The 19,270-nt window shown below is 75.4% G+C and carries 15 protein-coding genes; 5 read left to right on the forward strand and 10 right to left on the reverse strand.

Going from position 1 to position 19,270, the window contains the following annotated elements; all coding sequences use genetic code 11:
* Positions 1–70 precede the first annotated feature (70 nt).
* Positions 71–1,063 carry an aromatic ring-hydroxylating oxygenase subunit alpha gene (locus ACZ7RU_RS19950; protein WP_470342255.1) on the reverse strand — a complete coding sequence of 331 codons (993 nt, stop codon included), beginning with the start codon at positions 1,061–1,063 and terminating at the stop codon, positions 71–73.
* 7 nt (positions 1,064–1,070) lie between these two features.
* Complete coding sequence (locus ACZ7RU_RS19955) at positions 1,071–1,925, reverse strand: class I SAM-dependent methyltransferase (protein WP_470342256.1); 855 nt, start codon at positions 1,923–1,925, stop codon at positions 1,071–1,073.
* Between the two features lie 167 nt (positions 1,926–2,092).
* Between ACZ7RU_RS19955 and ACZ7RU_RS19960 the strand changes: the two genes are divergently transcribed.
* Positions 2,093–3,256, forward strand: a complete 1,164-nt coding sequence (locus ACZ7RU_RS19960) for a hypothetical protein (RefSeq protein WP_470342257.1) — start codon at positions 2,093–2,095, stop codon at positions 3,254–3,256.
* Between the two features lie 4 nt (positions 3,257–3,260).
* Here the strand turns inward: ACZ7RU_RS19960 and ACZ7RU_RS19965 are convergent, their stop codons facing one another.
* From ACZ7RU_RS19965 to ACZ7RU_RS19985, 5 genes are all read right to left on the reverse strand, one after another.
* Positions 3,261–7,982, reverse strand: coding sequence for a DNA repair ATPase (locus ACZ7RU_RS19965; RefSeq protein WP_470342258.1), 4,722 nt, complete (start codon positions 7,980–7,982; stop codon positions 3,261–3,263).
* Positions 7,983–8,011: 29 nt separating this feature from the next.
* Complete coding sequence (locus ACZ7RU_RS19970) at positions 8,012–10,030, reverse strand: flotillin family protein (protein WP_470342259.1); 2,019 nt, start codon at positions 10,028–10,030, stop codon at positions 8,012–8,014.
* Positions 10,031–10,095: 65 nt separating this feature from the next.
* The gene (locus ACZ7RU_RS19975) at positions 10,096–10,794 is read right to left on the reverse strand and encodes a hypothetical protein (protein ID WP_470342441.1); all 699 of its coding nucleotides are present in this window, start codon (positions 10,792–10,794) and stop codon (positions 10,096–10,098) included.
* A gap of 226 nt (positions 10,795–11,020) precedes the next feature.
* Entirely contained in the window at positions 11,021–12,136 is a 1,116-nt protein-coding gene (locus tag ACZ7RU_RS19980; RefSeq protein WP_470342260.1) for a PucR family transcriptional regulator, read from the reverse strand.
* Positions 12,137–12,213: 77 nt separating this feature from the next.
* Entirely contained in the window at positions 12,214–12,981 is a 768-nt protein-coding gene (locus ACZ7RU_RS19985; protein WP_470342261.1) for a GntR family transcriptional regulator, read from the reverse strand.
* A 276-nt stretch (positions 12,982–13,257) separates the two neighbouring features.
* Between ACZ7RU_RS19985 and ACZ7RU_RS19990 the strand changes: the two genes are divergently transcribed.
* Complete coding sequence (locus ACZ7RU_RS19990) at positions 13,258–14,013, forward strand: tyrosine-protein phosphatase (RefSeq protein ID WP_470342262.1); 756 nt, start codon at positions 13,258–13,260, stop codon at positions 14,011–14,013.
* A 147-nt stretch (positions 14,014–14,160) separates the two neighbouring features.
* Complete coding sequence (locus ACZ7RU_RS19995) at positions 14,161–14,724, forward strand: DUF4291 domain-containing protein (RefSeq protein ID WP_470342263.1); 564 nt, start codon at positions 14,161–14,163, stop codon at positions 14,722–14,724.
* Positions 14,725–14,733: 9 nt separating this feature from the next.
* Here ACZ7RU_RS19995 and ACZ7RU_RS20000 read toward each other — a convergent pair whose 3' ends face one another.
* Together ACZ7RU_RS20000 and ACZ7RU_RS20005 are read right to left on the reverse strand one after the other, a co-directional pair.
* Entirely contained in the window at positions 14,734–15,573 is an 840-nt protein-coding gene (locus tag ACZ7RU_RS20000) for an ABC transporter permease (protein ID WP_470342264.1), read from the reverse strand.
* The gene (locus ACZ7RU_RS20005; RefSeq protein WP_470342265.1) at positions 15,570–16,481 is read right to left on the reverse strand and encodes an ABC transporter ATP-binding protein; all 912 of its coding nucleotides are present in this window, start codon (positions 16,479–16,481) and stop codon (positions 15,570–15,572) included. Before ACZ7RU_RS20005 ends, ACZ7RU_RS20000 begins: the two co-directional genes overlap by 4 nt.
* Before the next feature lie 134 nt (positions 16,482–16,615).
* On the opposite strand from ACZ7RU_RS20005, the gene ACZ7RU_RS20010 reads away from it, so the two are divergent.
* The gene (locus ACZ7RU_RS20010; protein WP_470342266.1) at positions 16,616–17,830 is read left to right on the forward strand and encodes a sensor histidine kinase; all 1,215 of its coding nucleotides are present in this window, start codon (positions 16,616–16,618) and stop codon (positions 17,828–17,830) included.
* On the forward strand, positions 17,827–18,483 hold the full coding sequence (locus tag ACZ7RU_RS20015; RefSeq protein WP_470342267.1) for a response regulator: 657 nt from the start codon (positions 17,827–17,829) through the stop codon (positions 18,481–18,483). The genes ACZ7RU_RS20010 and ACZ7RU_RS20015 overlap by 4 nt, the downstream gene beginning before the upstream one ends.
* 21 nt (positions 18,484–18,504) lie before the next feature.
* On the opposite strand, the gene ACZ7RU_RS20020 is transcribed toward ACZ7RU_RS20015, so the two are convergent.
* On the reverse strand, positions 18,505–19,179 hold the full coding sequence (locus ACZ7RU_RS20020) for a hypothetical protein (protein WP_470342268.1): 675 nt from the start codon (positions 19,177–19,179) through the stop codon (positions 18,505–18,507).
* Between the last annotated feature and the right edge of the window lie 91 nt (positions 19,180–19,270).

Genomic DNA, 19,270 nt, shown 5'->3' on the forward strand with positions numbered 1-19,270 from the left:
AGGCCGAGGGGCGCGCCGTCCCCGGGCTGCCCGACCCGGTCTGGGAGTCGCTGGCCGCACCGGCCGGGGCTCAGCCGGCGGCGGGCTCCGAATGGAACCCGGGGTAGAACTGCTGCGCCCAGCGGCGGAACAGCCCGATCGAACGCTCCCCGGGCACGAGCCGAGGCTGCGCCAGGTACCGCTTGTGGGCCAGCACCGGGCGGTCCTGCCCGATGATCCGCACCGACGCCCGCAGCGCCGCCCAGGAGGCCGCCCGGTCGACGGCCCGCACCGCGCCGACCCCCGGCACCGGTGCCGTGGCGGTCACCGCCATGCGCACCCTGGTCCGCCAGGGCGCGACCGGCGTCGCCAGCACCCACACCCGCAGGCTGCTGCCCAGCTGCGGCAGCTCGGCCACCAGCCGCATCATCCCGAGCCCGACCAGCGTCACCGGCTGCTCCAGGCTCACCGCGCCCAGGCCCGGGAACCGGGTCGTGGTGCGCTGGTGGACCGTGAACAGCGGGCCGTCCGGTTCCGGCGGGGCGGTCTCCCGGGTGTCCAGGCCGTGCAGCACCCGGACGTGCCGGAAGTCGACACTGTTCTCCATCACCTCCTGCGGGTGGGAGAGCACCTCCCCGCTCCACCACGCCAGCGGCCGCACCCCGACCGCCGGCGGCAGCTCCCACGCGGGCGGGCCGCCGCCCGGCCCGCCGTCGGGGCCGCCGCCCGGAGCGCACCAGACGAACAGCGCGCCGTCCCGCTCGCACAGGTGGCGCCGGGCCAGCGAGGCCCGGAACCGGACGCCGTCCGGGGAGCCGGTGCACGAGCCGTCCGGGCCGAAGGCGAAGCCGTGGAACGGGCAGACCAGCTCCTCGCCCCGGACCCTCCCGCCCGCCCCGAAGTGCGCGCCCAGGTGCGGGCAGTGCGGGCCGACCGCCCGTACGGCGCCCCGGCGGGTCCGGTACAGCACCACGTCCTCGCCCATCAGCCGGACCGTGCGCACCCGCCCGGGCGGCAGGTCCCGGACCCGGCCGACGCAGAACCAGCCGCTCGGGTACGGCAGCGGGGCGGAGCGGTCCTCCACGGCGGGTTCACCTCGTTGGCTTGACGGCCGTGTGAACGTACCAGGCGACGTACTCCCGCACGGCGTACATCTCCACCGTGGAACGGAGGTTGATCCATTTGGCCGGATCGCCGAAGCGCCGCAGCACCTCCCAGGGCAGCCGGAAGTACGCGTACACCGCCTCCGAGGTGGGCAGGTAGTACGGCGTCGCGTCCAAGGCCTCCTCCACCTCGAACCCGGCCTCGCCGAGCAGCCGGGGCAGGTTGCCGGCGTGGTAGATCCTGGCGCCGGTCATCGTCATGGCGTCCAGGAACGGTTCGAGCAACCCCCGGGCGTGCGGCGGGAGTTCCTCCAGCGGGCCGGTGCTCATCGGGCCGAGCAGCACCAGCCGCCCGCCCGGGCGCAGCACCCGGTGGAACTCGGCCAGCGCCCGCGCCGGGTCGTAGGAGTGGACCAGCGTCTCCATCGAGTACGCGCCGTCGAACTCCCCGTCGCCGAACGGCAGCCGGTGGAAGTCGCCCCAGTGGAACGCCGTCCGCCCGCCCATCCGTGCCCGGGCGCTGAGCCGGCGGGCCTCGGCGAGGTGGAAGTCCAGGACGTCGACCCCGGTCACCGTCAGCCCGAACCGCTCCGCCATCGCCCGCGCCACGACCCCGGCCCCGCACCCGGCGTCCAGCACCCGCGCCCCGGCGGGCAGCGCCAGCTTGCGGCCCAGCACGTCCTGCAGCCGGCGCTGCGCCCGCCACAGCCGCCACTTCGACTGCCCCGGTTCCGTCCACCCCCAGTGCCGCGCGTTGCGCGCCACCCGGGTGTAGAACCACCGGCTCCCGGGCCGTCCGTACACCCTGCGCAACCCGGTCAGATCGAGTCCCTGAGCGCCCATGCCGGCTGGGTTACCCAGTCCCGGCCACCGCTACCCCGCCCCGGGCGGATGCCCCCGATGAGGGGAATCGTAGGGTCGTAGGGCAAACGGATCGGCGGCGGCGCTTTTCAGCCGACCGGGACGGCCGCGCGCCGCAACCTGACCGCCCGCGCGGCGTTGAACCGGCCATGGACAACAACCACGTGCCGATCACTCCATGGCCGGGGATCTCATGGGCTGCCGACACCCCGCCGGCCCTCGACCGCCACATCCTCCGGGCACACCACGCCGTGCGGATCGGCAGCCACTGGACCGCGCTGGTCGCGGCGAACGAGTTGGCCGTGCTGGCCGAACGGCCGGACGCGGCCGACGTGCTCGGGGCGCGGCGGGGCTACCTGCCGGACAGCGCGGTGAACCGGTCCTTCGCCGACGTGCTCCGTGAACGGCCCGAGGAAGCGGGGATCTTCGGGCCGCCCGTCGTTCTCAGTGCGCGGAGCCTGTACTGGGATCCCGACCGTACGGGCGGAGCCGGGCGGCTCGGGCTGGTGGGCGTCCGATGCGTCAACGGGTTCCAGCGCATCGTGGAGGCTGCCCACCAGTCGCGTGAACTGTCCCCGGAGCAGCTCGGCAAGGCCCTGCTGTGGGTCGCCGTCGTCGAGGAGGAGGACGCCGACCGGGTCCGCGAGGTGTGCGACCGGGCCGCTCACTCCTTCAACCCCTTCGAGCCGCAGGACAATCTCGCGCTCTGTCCGCACCTCCTCCGGGCCAAGGAGGAGTTCAGGAAGGAGGGGAGCTACTTCGATCCCCGACGCGGGGTCGTGTCCGGACCGCACCCCGTCGGATTCACCCCCGCGGACGTGTTCCGCGCGCTCGCCGCGCTCTCGCCCGCGCCGCACCCGGACCTGAGCAACCAACTCCAGACGCCGGACGGTCTGAACGCGCTCTGGTCGGACATGTCCGGCCGGGCGTACCGCAGTCTGGTGAACGAAGGCCTGCACGCCATCGGCATCCAGCGCGCGGTGGAGGCCCGGCGGGAGACCCAGCGGGTGATCGCCCGGATGCTCAAGCGGAACAGCAGGGGCCACTGGAAGCTGTTGGAGTACGCGCCCGAGCTGGTCACCTGGACAGCCTGCCGGATGCTGCCGCTGGAGACGCTCCACGACGGGGGCAGGACCTCGCCGAAGTGGACGGACCTCATCCACCGCGATCTTCCGGGGGAGACCGAGCGGGTCTCGCACCTGCTGGTCGCCAGCTACGCCCGGCTGCACGGTTCGGACCGCACCTTCAAGTCGACAGCACCCACGCTCGGCCTCTGGCTGGAGCTCCAGGCCGCCGTCCTCGGCAGGGGGTGACCGCTCACGCCCGCCAGGAGAGCTTCAGGGCCGCCCAGCGGGTGGCCTGCTCCTCCGTCAGGGTGCCGCGCAGTTCGGCGAGCTTGAGGAGCTGGGCCTCGGCGTCGGCGCCCAGGGGCTGGGCCTCGGCGCGGTAGTGGTCGGTGAGCAGGGCGTCGAGTTCGGGACGGGTGAGGGCGGGGTCGAGGCGCTGGGCGAGCTTGGCCATGTTGCGGTAGGAGCCCTGGAGCAGGAAGGGCGGCTCGGTGCGGGTGCGGTCGTCCTGGGCGGCAGAGGCGAGGTAGGCGCGGTTGACGGCCAGGACGGTGGAGCGCAGGTGGAGCAGGCCGGCGAGGACGGCGGTCATCCGCTCGACCTCGGCGGCCGGCCAGGCGCCCGCCAGGGTGCCGCCGGGCAGGCCGCCGGCGCGGGCGAGCAGGGTGTCGAGGTCGCCGCGCTCGGCGGTGGCGAGCGGGGCCAGGTGGGGGCTGGCGGGCAGGGCGTTCTCGACGAAGCTGAGCGCGAAGAGGTCCTCCCGCCCGGCGACGGCGTCGCCGAGGTTCCACACGTCGGCGCGGTTGGCGAGCATGTCGGGCAGCCGGAAGAGGCGGCCGGACTCGGTGTACGGGTTGGCGGCCATGACGACGGCGAAGCGCTTGCCGCGCAGGTCCCACTCGCGGGCCTCACCGTCCCACACGCCGTCGATTCGGCGCTGGGCGTCGCACAGCGGGATGAAGCGCTGGAGGAACTCGGGTGAGGTGTGCTGGACGTCGTCCAGGTAGAGCAGCACGTTGTCGCCCGCGTGCAGGGCGAAGTTGAGCTTCTCGACCTCGCGCCGGGAGGTGGCGTCGGGGGCTTCGGCCGGGTCCAGCGAGGTGACCCGGTGGCCGAGCGCGGGGCCGCTGACGGAGACCAGCAGCAGGCCGAGCCGCTCGGCGAGGTACTCCACCAGGGTGGTCTTGCCGTAGCCGGGCGGGGAGACCAGCAGCAGCAGGCCGCTGCGGTCGACCGGGCCGCCGGGCCCGGCCGTGCCGAGCTGCTTGGCGAGGTTGTCGCCGACCAGCGGCAGGTACACCTGGTCGATCAGCCGGTTGCGGACGAAGCCGTTGAGCGGGGCGGGCCGGTACTGGTCGAGCCGCAGCCGGGCGTGCTCGGCGGCCAGCAGCTCGCCGCGCAGCCGCCGGTAGGCCCGGTAGCCGGGCACCTCGACCTGCTCGAACTCCCGTACTTCAGCGAGCAGTTCGTCGAGCCGCAGGTCGAGCGCGCCGCCCGCGAGCCGGGGGTGGTCGCCGAGCAGCCCGGTGATCCGGGTGCCCACGTCCCCCTCGGCCGGCCGGCGCGGCAGGTCCGGGCAGAGCAGGGCGGCGGCGGCCTCGGCGAGGTCGGCCGGGTCGGCGTCGGGGGCGCCCGACGCCAGCCAGGCGGCGGCGAGTTGGCGCCGTACGGGCAGGAGCTGCGGTTCCTCGGGCAGGGCGGCCAGCGCCTCGGTGAGGCCGGCCGACTCGGGGGCGGCGCGGAACTTGTCGAGCAGGGCGGCGGCGCCCGTGGACTGGACGAAGCTGGGCGCGGCGGCGGTCAGTTCGGCGACCAGGTAGGGGCCGGCCGGCTCCGCGCCGGGGACGAAGTCCGCGACGGCGCGGGACAGTTCGGCGGCGAGCGCGTCCATCGCGGCCTGCGCCGGAGCGCCCCCGAAGGCGTCCCGGGCGAGGCCCAGCGAGCGGGCCCGGGTGTGCCAGAGCAGCCGCTGCCGTTCGTCGGCGCCGTGCGCCCAGTACAGCTGGGCGGCCGCCCGGGCGCCCGCCGGGTGGCGCAACAGCCCGGCCCCGGCGCCGAGTCGGAGCAGCGCGCGGAGCAGCAGCGCGGCGTCGTGGTCGTGCACGCCACGCTGGTAGCCCTCGTCGGGGCGCTGCTCGGCGGCCCGCCGGACGTACTCGAGCAGGTCGGCGTCGGTGGCCGGCGCCGCCGCCTCGACGGCTGGCAGCAGGCTCGCCGCGAGGTACTCGGCGCGGTACAGCTGCGGGGTCTCCGAGGGCAGCGGGCGGTCCCAGTACCGCTCGGTGGCGGCGAAGGCCGGGTCGGTGACGGGGGAGCGGTAGTCGGTGCCGGTGAGGGTGAAGGCGGGGCGTCCGCGCCAGGGCACCAGCGCGAGTTCGGGCCGCTGGGTGGTGACGGCGAACAGGTGCCGGCCCAGCCGCAGGGTACCGGGGCCGTCCCCGGCGAGTTCGGCGCGGTCGCGCAGGGCCCGCTGGGCGCGGCCGCGCGCGGCGCGCAGCCGTCCGGTCAGCTCCTCGGCCCGGACCCGGTCGCCGAGCGCGGTCAACTGCCCGGCCAGGTCGCGGATTTTGACGGCCGTCGGGTCGGCGGCGAGGGCGGCGTCGATCTCGGCGGCGGTGTCCAGCCCGGCCAGCCGGCGGTGCAGGGTGTCGAGGACGCGCTCGGCGGAGGCGGCCAGCCGGTCGGCGCGCCGGGCCCGCTCCTCCAGCAGGTGCTGGCGGCGGGCGGTGAGCGCGTCGTGGATCTCGGTGCGCCGGCCGGTGAGCTGCTCGCCGAGGGCCGGGTCGGCGTCGGCGAAGCGGGTCTCCAGCTGCTCGATCCGCAGCAGCAGCCGGTCGAGCTGTTCGTCGCAGGCCTCGGGGGTGTCGGCGGCGGCGAGCGCGGCGGTGGTGGCCTGGCCGAGCAGGGCGGTCTCGGCGGCGAACTCGGCGGCGGCCTCGCGGGTGCGCAGCTCCCGGCGGCGCACGGTCAGCGCGGCCCGGGCCCGGTTGAGCAGCCCGAGGACGTCGGCGAGCCGGTCGAGGATCGCGGTACGGGTGGTGGCGTCGGCCAGGTCGAGGGTGCCGACCAGCTCCGAGACGGTCTGCAACGCCTCGCTCTGGGCACCCAGTTCGAGGCCCAGCGGCTCGGCCTCGGCGGCGGTGGCGATGGCGGCGCACCGCTCGGCCAGCTGGCCGGCCCGCCGCCGGTGCGGCTCGAAGGCGGTCGGCTCGGCGAGCCGCTCGACGGCGCGGTCGGCCGCCTCCGCCAGGCCCCCGGCGAGGTGCGCGGCGAGCGCGTCGATCCGCTCCGGGTCGGCGCGCGGCAGGTCGCGCAGCGCCTCGACGCGGCCCTGGGCGCGGCGCAGCCCGGCCAGCCGGTCGACCCACTCGGTGGCGTCGGCCGGGGTCTCGCCGCGGGCGGTGCGCAGCAGGCCCTCGACGTGCTCGGCGGCCTCCTCGGCCTGCCGGGCGGCGTGCGCGGTGAGCTGGGCGACCGCCTCGTACTCGGCGACGACCTGCCGGGCGGTGTCGCGGATCTCGGCGAGCGGCGCGGCGAGGTCGCCGAGGCCGCTCTGGCCGAGCCAGTGGTGCCGGTCGGCGGTGCGGGTGCAGGCGGCGAGGACGGCCTGGTGGCCGGCCGGGGTGTCGGCGCCGGCCGCGGCCAGCCGGGCCAGGGCCAGGCAGTCGGCCAGGCCGCGGACCAGGTCGGCGTTGCCGATCCGGGCCAACGGCCCGTTGCCGGGCGGCTGTTCGGCGGCGAAGCGCTCGCTGGTGAACGGGGTCCGCCAGAGCTGGACGGGGTGCAGCCGGGTCGGCCCGTCCTCGGCCGGGCGCAGCGCGACGAGGGTGCCGTCGGCGAGCAGCGCGTAGCCCTGGCAGGGCAGCGGGGCGGCGGCCTCCTGGCGGACGCTGTTGTACGGCTGGAGCAGGGCGCGGCCGTCGGCGGGGGAGCGGAACTCGTACAGCACGTCCTCGCCGTTGGGCGACAGGACGGTGCGCTCGTACACCAGGCCGTCGACCGGCTGGTCGAAGGTGCGCACGGTGCCGTCCACCAGGTGGCAGCCGCCGGGGAAGGCGACGCCCTGGTCGGCGGGCAGCCGCAGGCAGGCCTGGCCCAGCGCGTCGATCCGGGTGACGGCGCCGGTGGGCAGGTGGACCACCAGGTGCCGCTCGGTCTCCTCCTGGTACGGGCGCACCCGCACCAGCAGCAGGGTGCCGAGCCGGGCGTGGGCGATCCGGGCGTCGGCGAGGGTCTGGAGGGCCTCGGCCAGCGGTTCGCGGTGCAGCTCCCGGCCGTCCGGGGCGGCGATGGTCAGCCGGCCGCCGTCGACGCCGACCAGCAACTCGCCGTCCAGGTCGGCGCGGGGCGGGCGGCCGGGGCCGGCGGGCAGCTGGTCGTCCCGGGTGACGGCGGTCCAGGGCAGCTGCTGGCCGTCCGCGGGGGTGTGGTCGCGCTCGCCGCGCCCGTCCAGGTAGCCGGGCCGGGTGTCCTCGGGGGAGCCGTCGTCCAGGCGCCAGCGCAGCACCCGGACGTCGGCGGCGGCCGGGCCGGTACGGAAGACGGCGAGCAGCCGGCCGTCCACCGGGCGCAGCCGCTCCAGCCGGGCGTCGCGGAAGTAGCGCCGCAGGTCGGCGAGGTCCTGGCGCAGCCGGGGCTCGTCCAGCAGGGTGCCCTCGGCGGGCGCGGGGGAGAGGTCGGGGTGGTGCAGGCCGAGGACGTCGGTGAAGTCCTCGGCGCCGTCGGCGGGTCCGGCCGGGCGGGTGCCGAGCAGCAGCAGCCCGCCGGCGGCGGTGAGGTCCTGCGGCAGGCAGGCCCGGGCGGTGGTGAGCCGCCCGGTGCCGGCCAGCCGCAGTTCCCCGCCGCCGAACTCGGCGACCCGGCGGGCGTTCAACGCCTGGGCCCGGTCGGCGAGTTCGGCGGCGGCTCGGGCGAGCCGGTCGCGCAGGACCTCGTAGGTGCCGGCGTCGAGCCGGGCGTCGAGGGCGTCCACGGTCAGTTCCTCTGGTGCTCGGTGGGTGACTACTTGGAACCGTTCATCGAGGCCAGCGCCCCGATCGGGGTCTCCGCGAGGCCCAGCTGCCGCGCCGACTCCAGCAGTTGGCGCAGCTGCCCGGCCTGGTCGCCGGCCCCCGAGCCGATCAGCCTCATCAGCAGGGCGGACACCGTCAGGTTCTGCACGTCCGCCGTGGAGACCGAGGAGAGCACCCTGGTGAGGTCCTCGGTGAAGTCGGCCCGTCCGTCCAGCCAGGGCCCGGCCAGGGCCTGTGCGGTCTGCGAGTGTCCGACGAAGGCGTCCACGCTCTTGCCGGCCGTCACCGACTGCACCAGCCTGTCGAAGAACACCGAGTCCCCGCCGACGATGTCGATCTTCGCCTTCTCCAGCCCGGCCGCGACCAGCGCCGCCTGGGCCTCGGCGATCTGCCGCTGGGCGTCCAGCCCGGCCAGCCGGACGTCCTTCTCGGCGGCCAGCCGCAGCCGGTACTCCTCGTGGCCGCGCGAGGCCTCGTCCAGCTTGGCCATCGCCGCGGCCTTCTCGGTCAGGCCCTCGGCCTCGGCCTTCAGCCGGCCGCCGATCTCCAGCGCGGCGGCCTTGGCCTTCTCGGCCTGGACGACGGCCTCGGCGCGGCCCACCTTCTCCACCGCCGCGGCCTCCTGCTCGCGGACCTGGACCCGGGCCAGCCCCTCGGCGGCGGCCTCCGCCCGGACGCCCTCGGCCATCCGGATCTTGGCGGCCGCGTCCAGTTCGGCGGCCTGCTGCCGGGCCTGGGCCAGCACCAGCGCCTCGCGGGCCTTGTGCCCGGCGGCCTGCTCGGCGGCCTCGGCGGCCTTGATGTCCTTGACGAGCTTCTCCTGCGCCTCGGCCTCGGCCTGGATGACGACGGCCTTGCGGACGCGCTCGGCCTCCTCGGTGGCGCGCAGCGTCTTGACGGCCTCCTCCTGCTCGGCGACGGTGCGGTCCACCGCGACCCGCTCGCGGACCACGTCGGCGACCTCGCGCTTGGCGGACTCGACCTCCTTCTCCTTGGCGATCGTGGCGAGCTGGGTCTCCCGCTCGCGGCCGACGACCTCCAGCAGGCGGTCCTTCTCGATCCGCTCGTTCTCCACCGCGATCACCCGCTCGCGGTTCTTCTGCGCCACCGCGACCTCGCGGGCCTGGTTCTCCCGCTGCACCCCGAGCAGTTCCTCGGTGCGCAGGAAGGCGGTCTGGGCGTTCAGCCGCTCCTCCTCCTGCACCCGGGCGATGACCGCGTCCTCCTTGGCCCGCAGGGTCTCGATCTCGCGGCGCTGGCGGATCTCGGCGTCGGCCTGGCGGCGCTCCAGCTCCAGGACGGTCTCCCGGGCGTCCACGTTCTGCCGGGTGATCTCCTTCTCCTCGGTGCGCTGGTACTCGTTGGTGCGCACGTGCTCGATCGCGGTCAGCTCGGTGATCTTGCGGATGCCCTGGGCGTCCAGGATGTTGTCGCCGTCCAGCTGGCTCATCGGGGTCTGTTCCAGGTGGTCGATGGCCGCGTCCTCGAGCGTGTAGCCGTTGAGGTCGGTGCCGATGACCGCGATGATCTGGTCCCGGAACTCGTGCCGGTGGGTGTACAGGTCGGTGAAGTCCAGCTGCTTGCCGACGGTCTTGAGCGCCTCGGCGAACTTGGCGGCGAAGAACTCCTGAATCGCCTGCGGGTCGCTGGCGCGGGCGGTGCCGATCGACTGGGCGACCTTGACGACGTCCTCGACGGTCTTGTTCACCCGCACGAAGAACGAGATCCGGATGTCCGCGCGGATGTTGTCCCGGCAGATCAGGCCGTCCCGGCCGGCCCGGTGGATCTCCACCGTCTTCGCGGTGATGTCCATCAACTCGGCCTTGTGGAGCACCGGGAGGACGACCGCGCCGGTGAAGGTCACGTCCACCTTCTTGGTCCGGGAGACGATCAGCGCCTTGCCCTGCTCGACCTTCTGGAACAGACGGCCCACGAACAGCAGCATGGCGAGCACGATGAGCAGCACGACGGCGACGAGCACGCCGAAACCCACGGCGATGGTGTCCATCACGGAGTCCTTTGACGAGATGGCGAGTTGGAGCGAAAGGGAGGTGCGAAGGCGGGGACCGGGGATCAGACGAGCCCGGACGGCGGGTCGAAGGGCGCCACCAGGAAGTGCTCGCCCTCGGCGTCGTAGTCGAAGATCAGGGCGGTCCGCCCGGCCGTCAGGTCCGGTTCGGGCTGTGGGGTGCGGACCTGGACGGTCGCGGTGGAGCCGTCCTCCGCGGTGACCTCGGCCTGCCCGAAGTCGGCCGTCACCCGGCCGGTCCGGATCACGCAGACCCGGCCGACGAAGTCCCCCCGGGAGACCGGCCGGTCCTGCGGGAACAGCCGCGACAGCGGCCGGACGAGCACCCGGGTGCCCGCCCAGGAGGCGACCAGCGCGACGGCGAACACGCCGCCGCGCGCCGGTGCCCCCGAGGTGAGGACGGTGCCGGCCAGGCTGACGAACCAGGCGAGCGCGACCAGCAGCGACACCGCCACCGTCACGGGCACCCCGCCCAGCCCCAGCGCGTCCAGCACGCCCGCGTGGTGGCCGGGCCCGTTCCGGTCGGACCCGTCGTCGCCACCGTGCCCCCCGGCACCGTGCCCCGCGGGTCCGACGTGCCCGTGCCCGACGTCCGCGTGGTGCCCGCCGCCGTGCCCCCCGTGCACGGCGCCGGGCACCAGGCCGCCCAGCAGCATCAGCAGCCAGTACCCGACCACCACCACCAGCGCGAAGCTGAACAGCGCCGTCGGGAAGGCCAGCGCGGCCGCGAAGAATCCCCCCAACCCGGCCACGCTCCCCCGTCCTTCCCCCGGCACCGCGCTTCGGCGCCGGGGAGATCATGGCAGTGCCTGGCCCCGTCGCACATTGCCAGGATCCGGCAATCTTTACGCCCTCTTGACACCCTGGTCCGCGCGGCCCGCGTGACACTGCAACAGCCGGGCAACAGGACGGCCCCGGGACGGTCCCGGGACGGTCCCGGCGCCATGGCGCGGGTTCGCCGCGGCGGTACTACAGCGGTCGTTCCGGCCAGTTCAGCAGCCGCGCGCCGATGGCCGCCGTCTCCAGGGTGAAGCGCTGGAGCGCGTCCGAGGGGTCGTAGCCGGTGAGCGCCTTGATCCGCTCCAACCGGTAGCCCAGCGTGCGCACGCTCAGGCCCAGCCGGCGCGCCGCCTCCGCGTTCACGTACCCGGCCTCCGCCTGCACGGCGATGGTGTCCAGCAGCGGACGGGCGCCGCCGCGGGCCTCGGTCAGCGGGCCGAGCACGCTGCGCACCAGGTCGGCCATGGCCGAGCGGTCGCGCATCAGCACCGGGAAGACCAGCAGCTCCTCGGCCCGCAGCTGCCGGGCCGGCAGGTTCAGCCGCTGCGCGTAGTCCAGCGTGTCCAGCGCCTCCTCGTAGCTGCGCGGCACCCCGCTCGGGCCCGAGTGCCGACGGCCGGTGGCCACCCGCCGCACCGGCTGGCCACCGGGGCCGGGCCGCAGCGTCAGCTCGGCGAAGGCCTCCAGCACGGCCCGGTCGGAGTCCGGAGCGACGCACACCAGCCGGCCGTCCTTGCCCGCCAGCAGCACGTTCCGCTCGCCGAACCGCCCGGCCAGCTCCCGCTCCACCCGGTGCACCAGCGGATGCACGTCCGGGAACGGCTCGTCGCCCACCGCGACCGCCACCGTGTACGCGCCCGCCAGCCGCAGCCCGAACCGGTCCGCGCGCTCGGCGAGCTGTCCGAGGTCGCCGCGGCCGAACAGCAGGTCGTCGACGAACTCCCGCCGGGCCGCCTCCTCCTGGCGGACGGCCAGGCGCTGCGCCCGCTCGTGGCCCTCGCCCAGCGCGGCCAGCGCGGCGTCGGTCGCGGCCAGCACCGCGTCGCCCGTCCGGCGCAGCTCGTTGACGCTGCTCGCGGCGGTCGTCCCGGGCAGCGTCTGCCAGGCGCGCCGGGTGGCGGCCAGGCAGTGCGACACCACCTCGCGCAGCCCGTACCCGGCCTCGGCGCAGTGCTCGCCGAGCCTGCGCAGGCGCTCCAGCTCCTCACGGCGCAGCAGCCGGCCGGTACGGGAGACGTCGGCGAGCAGGACGAGGTGGACCTCGGCCAGCTCGGCGGGTATGTCGTGGTCGAGCCCCTCGGTCACCGTGTCCTGCCAACCCCCGTGCGGCCTGGTAATTCCGGCGCCGAACCTATCAGGGCGGGGCCGCGGACCCGCCCGCGCTACCGGTCGCGGAAGTGCAGCACGAAGCGCGCGCTGCTGCCGTCGATCCGCCGCCGCACGTACAGCGCCGGGGCGCCGTCCGGGGTGCAGCTGACGCCCTCGCGCACCAGCAGCGCGGTGCCCGGCGGGACGCCCAGCAGCTCGGCGTCCGCGAGGTCCGCGCCGACCGCGCCGAAGGCCCGCCAGTCGTACTCCAGCTCCACCCCGGCCGCCCGGGCCAGGGCCGGCACCAGGTTCCCGGGGCGGTCCGGCCGGAGCAGCTCGGCGGGCAGCGGGCCGAACGGCACCCAGTAGCTGCACGCCGCCCGGGGCCGCCCGCCCAGCCGGATCACCGAGTCCACCCGGGACAGCTCCTCCGGGGCGCGGCCCAGCTGGCGGGCGGCCTCCGCGTCCTGCGCCGAGCCGAGGACGGGCGGGGCGGCCACCACGAACTCGCCGTCCGTGCGGGCGTCGTTCGGCAGCGCGGTGGGCACGCTGCCGAGGTCGAAGCGCTGGCTGCGCGGGTCCACGGCGATCGACACCCGGACGGCGGGCGGGCGGACGAAGGTGCCCACGCCCCGGCGGATCTCCACCACGGCCGCCCGCTCCAGCTCCGCCACCGCCTGCCGCACGGTCAGCCGGTTCACCCCGAACTCGGCGCTCAGCTCGGGCTCGCTGGGCAGCCGGGCGCCCGCCGGGTAGGTGCCGGCGTCGATGCGCTCCTGGAACCGGCGGGCCAGGCGGCGGTACACCGGGGTGTTCGGGGAGCTCGGGGGGGTCGTCGCCACGGGACCGATCCTACGGAGCCGACCGGGCCGGTCGGGCGCCGTGCGGCCCGGGTCGCCGTGGCCGGGCGATGGGAGTGGGATGGAGGGACGCACCGGTCGAGACCCGCGAGGCCCGCACTGCCGGGGGCCGCCCGCCGGGCCCGTACGGCCGAGACCTGCGCCACCGAGGCTTGCCCGGCGGCCGTCCGAGGGGTTACACATCTAGACGTCTAGATGTCTCCGCCCTCCGGATGTCCCGTCGCGTCCCGGGTGCGGCCCCACCGAAAGGCCTCCCGCATGTCCCTGGTCAACTTCCGCGACGCCGCCGTCCTCGGCGACCCCGAGGGCCGACGGGTCCGCCCCGGTGTGCTGTACCGCTCCGCCCAGCCGTTCCCGGCCGCCGACGAGGCCACCGTCGGCCAGCTGCGCGGCTGCGACATCCGCACCATCGTGGACCTGCGGGACCCGCGCGAGACCGACCCCCGGGACTGGGCCGCCGCCGAGGCCGCCGGGATAGCCGTCGTCGCCGCCCCGGTGAACCCCGCCACCGACGTCCTCACCGCGCGGATGAGCACCATGGCCACGGCCGCTGACCTCGGCGACTTCTACGTCCTGCTGGCGGAGTCCGCGCCCGAGGCGGTGGCCGTCGCCGTCGACGCCACCGTCCGCCCCGGCGCCGTCCTGCTGCACTGCGCCGCCGGCAAGGACCGCACCGGGCTGCTCACCGCCCTCCTGCTGGACCTCCTCGGCGTCCCCGCCGAACGCATCGTCGCCGACTACACCCGCACCGCCGACGCGCTCCCGCAGATCTTCGCCGGCCTCGCCGAACGCCACCGCACCGCCCTCAACGACCGCTCCACGTCCCGCGTCACCGACTCCCGGGGCCGTAACCTCACCATCCCCGCGCCCCTCCTGGAGGCCCCGGCCGAGGCCATGTCGGTCTTCCTCGACCGCGTCCGCACCCACCACGGCGGCGCTGCCTCCTTCCTCCCCGGCTGCGGAGTCCCGGCGGCGACCCTCGGTGCCTTCCGCACCAAGGCGGCCGTGGCCTGAGCCGGGGCGTCCGCACCTGCCGCGGCTCGTGGGCCACCTCGCCGTCTCCGTGCTCCGACCTGCCACAGGCCGTCCCCGCCGCCGGGTAATCCCGTTGCACCGCGCCGCCCGCCCTGGCAGCGTGCCGGGTCGAGGGGGTGCCGCGAGATGACCGCGCTGCGCGAGATCCGTGCCGACCACGACGACCGGACGATCGTGCTCTACCAGGCCTACCCGCCGACCGTCGCCGACGCGGCGCTGGCGGCGGGCCGGTTCGTGGCGCCGTTCGGCTTCCACCGGATGACCTGGATCAAGCCCTCGTTCCGCTGGCTGATGCACCGCAGCAACTGGGCGCAGAAGCCCGGCCAGACCAGGGTGCTGGCGGTCCGGATCACCCGGGAGGGCTGGGAGGAGGCGCTCGCCCGCGCCGTGCTCACCACCGCGCACCCGGACGAGGTGGCGGGCGCCGCCGTCCATGTGCAGTGGGACCCGGAACGCTCGCTGCGCGGGGCGGCGCTGAACCACTACAGCATCCAGGTGGGCGTCGGCCGGTCATTGATCCGGGCCTTCGCCGAGGAGTGGGTCGTCGACCTCACCGACCTCACCCCGCAGGTGCGGCGGATCGCCGCGCTGGTCCACGGCGGGCAGGCGGCGAAGGCGCAGCGGCTGCTGCCGCCCGAACACCCCTACCGGCCGGCCGCCGCGACCGCGCGGCGGCTCGGCCTCGGCTGAGCGGGCGGATCACACGTCCCGCCGCCGCACCACGACCACCGTCACCACCACGGCGGCCGCGCCCCACACCCCCATGGTGATCCAGGAGTCCAGCACGCCCGGTGCGTACTTCCCCATCGTGGCCGTGGAGCCGGGCCTGATGGTGAGCCGCTGCACGGTGGCCAGCGGCAGGTGGGTGCCGATCTCCTTCAGCCACCGGTAGCGGTCCCCGCCGAACACCATCGGCAGCACGAGCAGCAGCAGCACCAGCGACACGATCGAGGCGGTGGCGTGCCGCAGCAGCGCGCCCAGCGCCATCCCGATCAGCGCGCAGACCGGCACGATCGCCGCGTAGCCGAGCACCGCCCGCAGGCAGCCCGGGTCGGTGACGGAGAGCCCGAGGTGCCGGGAGGCCAGCATCGCGTTGACGGCGAGGAAGGAGCCCGCCGAGACCACGGCCCCGGCGAGGGCGGTGATCCCGCCGATCAGCAGCACCTTCGCCGCGATCACGCCCCGCCGGTCCGGCACGGCGGCGAAGGTGGTGCGGATCAGGCCGGTGGTGTACTCGCCGAACACGGTGATCGCCCCGAGGCTGCCGGCCGCGATCGCCATCAGGTCGCTCGCGATGCCGCCGAGGCCGTGGAACAGCGGGTCGTACGAGTACGGCGCCCCGCCGGGCGGCAGCGGCGGGTGGTCGAGGTAGGTCAGGTCGTTGTGGACGGCGTTCACGTTGACCGCGATCGCCACCAGCGAGGCCAGCGCCAGCACCCAGTAGGTGGAGCGCAGCGAGCGGAGTTTGATCCACTCGGCGGCGAGCAGGTCGAGGAACCGGGGTGCGGGTTCGGCGGACGCCGGGGTCACGGTGCTCATCGGGCCTCTCCTGCGGGGTACTCGACGCTGTCGGCGGTCAGGGACAGGAACGCCGACTCGAGCGAGGACGCCCGTACGGCCAGCTCGTGCAGCACCACGCCGTGCCGCGAAGCGAGTTCGCCGATCCGCGCGGCCGGCATGCCGGTGACGATCCCGAACCGCGGCTCCACCAGCCGCACTTCCGCCCCCTCCACGCGCAGGGCGTCGGCCAGCGTGGGGAGTTCGGGCGACCGGACGGCCACCGAGGTGGCGGCGTCGCGGGCCGAGAACTCCGCGAGGCTCTGGTCCGCGAGCAGCCGGCCGCGCCCGATCACCACCAGGTGGTCGGCGGTGTGCTCCATCTCCGCCATCATGTGGCTGGAGACGAACACCGTCCGCCCCTCGTCCGCGAGCCGCCGGAACAGCCCGCGCACCCAGAGCACGCCCTCCGGGTCCAGCCCGTTCAGCGGCTCGTCGAAGAGCAGCACCGGCGGGTCGCCGAGCAGCGCGCCGGCGATGCCCAGACGCTGCTTCATGCCCAGCGAGTAGCCGCCGATCCGCCGCCCGGCGGCCGCGCCGAGCCCGACCTCCGCCAGCACCTCGTCCACCCGCCCGAGCGGGACGCGGTTGGCACGGGCCAGCGCCGACAGGTGCGCCCGGGCACTGCGCCCGCCGTGCACGTCGCTCGCGTCCAGCAGGGCCCCGACGTGCCGCAGGCCGCGCGGCCGGTCGGCGAAGGGCACACCGTCCACCGTGACGGTGCCCTCGGAGGGGGTGTTGAGGCCCAGGACCATCCGCAGGGTGGTGGACTTGCCGGCGCCGTTGGGGCCGAGGAAGCCGGTCACGGCGCCGGGCCGGACGGTGAAGCTCAGCCGGTCGACGGCCGTGGTGGCGCCGTACCGCTTGGTCAGTCGTTCGATCTCGATCACGGGGACCACGGTGGCGGACGGCGCCCGGCCCGGGCATCGGGCCGCGGGCCACAACCGCCGGCCGCCGTACTGGCCCCGGGGATTACGCCCCCGGGCCGATGCGCCGCCGTCCGGACCGCGGCTACCATCGCGCCATGATCACCGAACCGCGCCCACCGCTGCTCAGACGCCTGCCCGCGGGCGTGTGGGTGGGGGCGCTGTGGACCACCGTGATCGTCCACCGCTTCTTCACCCGCGAGGAGGAACTGCGCCACCTGCTGTCGTACCACGGCAACGTGGAGGACATGCCGATGCTGGTCACCGCGGTGGTCACCACCCTGGTCGCGGCGCTGCTGGTCCGGCTGCCGCTGGCCGCCGTCGTGGTGGCGCTCGCGGGCGGCGTCCTCGCGCTCGGGATGCGGCAGGTCCCGGAGACCGCGCCGCTCCAGTTCCTGATCGCCGACGGGGTGGTCGCCTACTGCGCGGCCACCCGCTCCCGCCGCGTCTCGCTGAGCGCCCTGGCGCTGCCGATCGCCACCCTCACGGGGCTGTTCCTCCACGGTGTCCTCGGCGGGTACTCCGCCAACCCGGTCGCCTATGCGGGCCTCGCCGCCACCGTGCTGATCGCCTGGCTGGTCGGCAACACCGTGCACCAGGGCCGCGCCCACGCCGAGGCGTTGCGCGGCCGGGCCTCCGAGCAGGCCATCACCGCCGAACGGCTGCGGATCGCCCGGGAGTTGCACGACATGGTGGCCCACGACATCGGCATCATCGCGATCCAGGCCGGCATGGGCAGCCGGGTCATGGACACCCAGCCCGCCGAGACCCGGGCCGCCCTGGAGGCGATCGAGGCCACCAGCCGGGAGACCCTGGCCGGGCTGCGCCGGATGCTGGGCGTGCTGCGGCAGGGCGAGGGGGAGTCCGCCCCGCTCGAAGTGGCGCCCGGGGTGAGTGAGTTGGACCGGCTGGTGGCGACGGCGGCGGGCGCCGGGGTCCGGGTGGCGCTCACCCGGCGCGGCACGGCCCGTCCACTGCCGCCCGAGGTGGACCTGGCCGCCTACCGGATCGTCCAGGAGGCGGTCACCAACGTGGTCAAGCACTCCGGTACCCGCGACTGCCGGGTCACCGTCGAGTACGGCGCGCGGGAACTCGCCGTCACGGTGGCCGACCTGGGCGCCGGAGCGGCGACCGGCGGCACCGGCACCGGCTACGGCCTGGCCGGCATGCGCGAGCGGGTCGCCCTGCTGCACGGCGAGTTCAGCGCCGGCCCGTGCTCCGGGGGCGGCTTCCTGGTCGCCGCCCGACTGCCGCTCCCGGACGGGGCCGCGGCCGACACCGCCGTCGAGACCGCCGTGGAGGTGGGACCGTGATCCGCGTCGTCCTGGTCGACGACCAGCCGCTCATCCGCACCGGCCTGCGGGTGCTGATCGCCGACGCCCCCGACCTGGAGGTGGTCGGCGAGGCCGGCGACGGCGCCGAGGCCGTGGAGCTGGTCACCCGGCTGCGCCCCGACGTCGCCGTGATGGACATCCGGATGCCGGGCACGGACGGCATCGAGGCCACCCGCCGGATCACCGCCGACCCGGACCTGCCCACCCAGGTCCTCGTCCTCACCACCTTCGACGACGACGACTACGTCCACGGTGCGCTGCGGGCCGGGGCGAGCGGCTTCCTGGTCAAGGACCTCGCCCTGGAGACCATCCTGGACGGCATCCGGGTGGTCGCCGCCGGCGACGCCCTGCTGGCGCCAGGCATCACCCGCCGGCTGATCGGCGAGTTCGCCGCCCGCCCGGCCGGGGCGACCCAGCCCCGCAGACCCGTCGCCGAGGCCGTCACCGGGCGCGAGCGCGAGGTGCTCACCCTGGTCGGCCGGGGCCTGTCCAACGCCGAGATCGCCGCGGAGCTCACCATCAGCGTGGCCACCGCCAAGGCCCACGTCGCCCGGCTGTTCACCAAGCTCGACGCCCGGGACCGGGTCCACCTGGTCATCCAGGCCTACGAGTTCGGCCTGGTCACACCGTAGGGCCTGAGCCGCGCACCACCGTCAGGGGCCCTCGACCTCGGCGATCCGCATGATCCGGCCGTGGGAGTCCAGCACCACGTCGTAGGCGTTCCCGTGGCAGCCGTACGGGTCGTCCTGCTCGCGTTCGGCGAGGCAGTCGGCGATGTGGGTGATCAGCTCGTCGAGGGAAACGTTCCCGGCGGGGTCGCCCTGCGGGGCGCCGACCAGGGTCGCGGCCACGCCGGCACTCGCGAAGCCGTAGTGGACGGGGTTGCCGGCCGGTTCGTAGCGGCCGGAGCCGCAGCTGAACCGGCCGGGGCCCGCGGTGACTTCGGCCGGGCCGGTGGAGACGACGAGCAGGACCTCGTGGCCGGGGCGCGGGGTGGGGGTGGCGCACCCGGGGTCGGCGGAGGGCGCGGCGAACGGCTCGTCGGAAGACCCGTCGGGGGCGTCGGAGGGGGTGTCGGAGGAAGCGGTGGACGAGGCGGAGGCGGCGGGCCCGGACGGTCCGTCCGCGGCGGAGGAGGACTCCTCGTCCTCCTCGTAGAAGAGGTCGTCGTCCTCGTCCAGCAGGTCGTCCGCACCCTCGTCGGCCATCGCGGCGGCGGAGGCGGCGGCCACCGTGGAGCCGGAGTCGGCGGGCGTGCAGCCGGTCAGGACGGCTGCGCTGCCGCAGGCCAGCAGGGCGGCGGCGAGGAGGATGCGGGGCGGGGCCATGGCACAAGTCTCCCCGGGCGACGGCGGTTGTCGGTACCCGGTTGACACGATCGGGGAGCCGCCCGCGGTTCCCTCCCCCCGTCGGACGTGC

The sequence above is a fragment of the Kitasatospora sp. NPDC114501 genome, assembly GCF_055633695.1.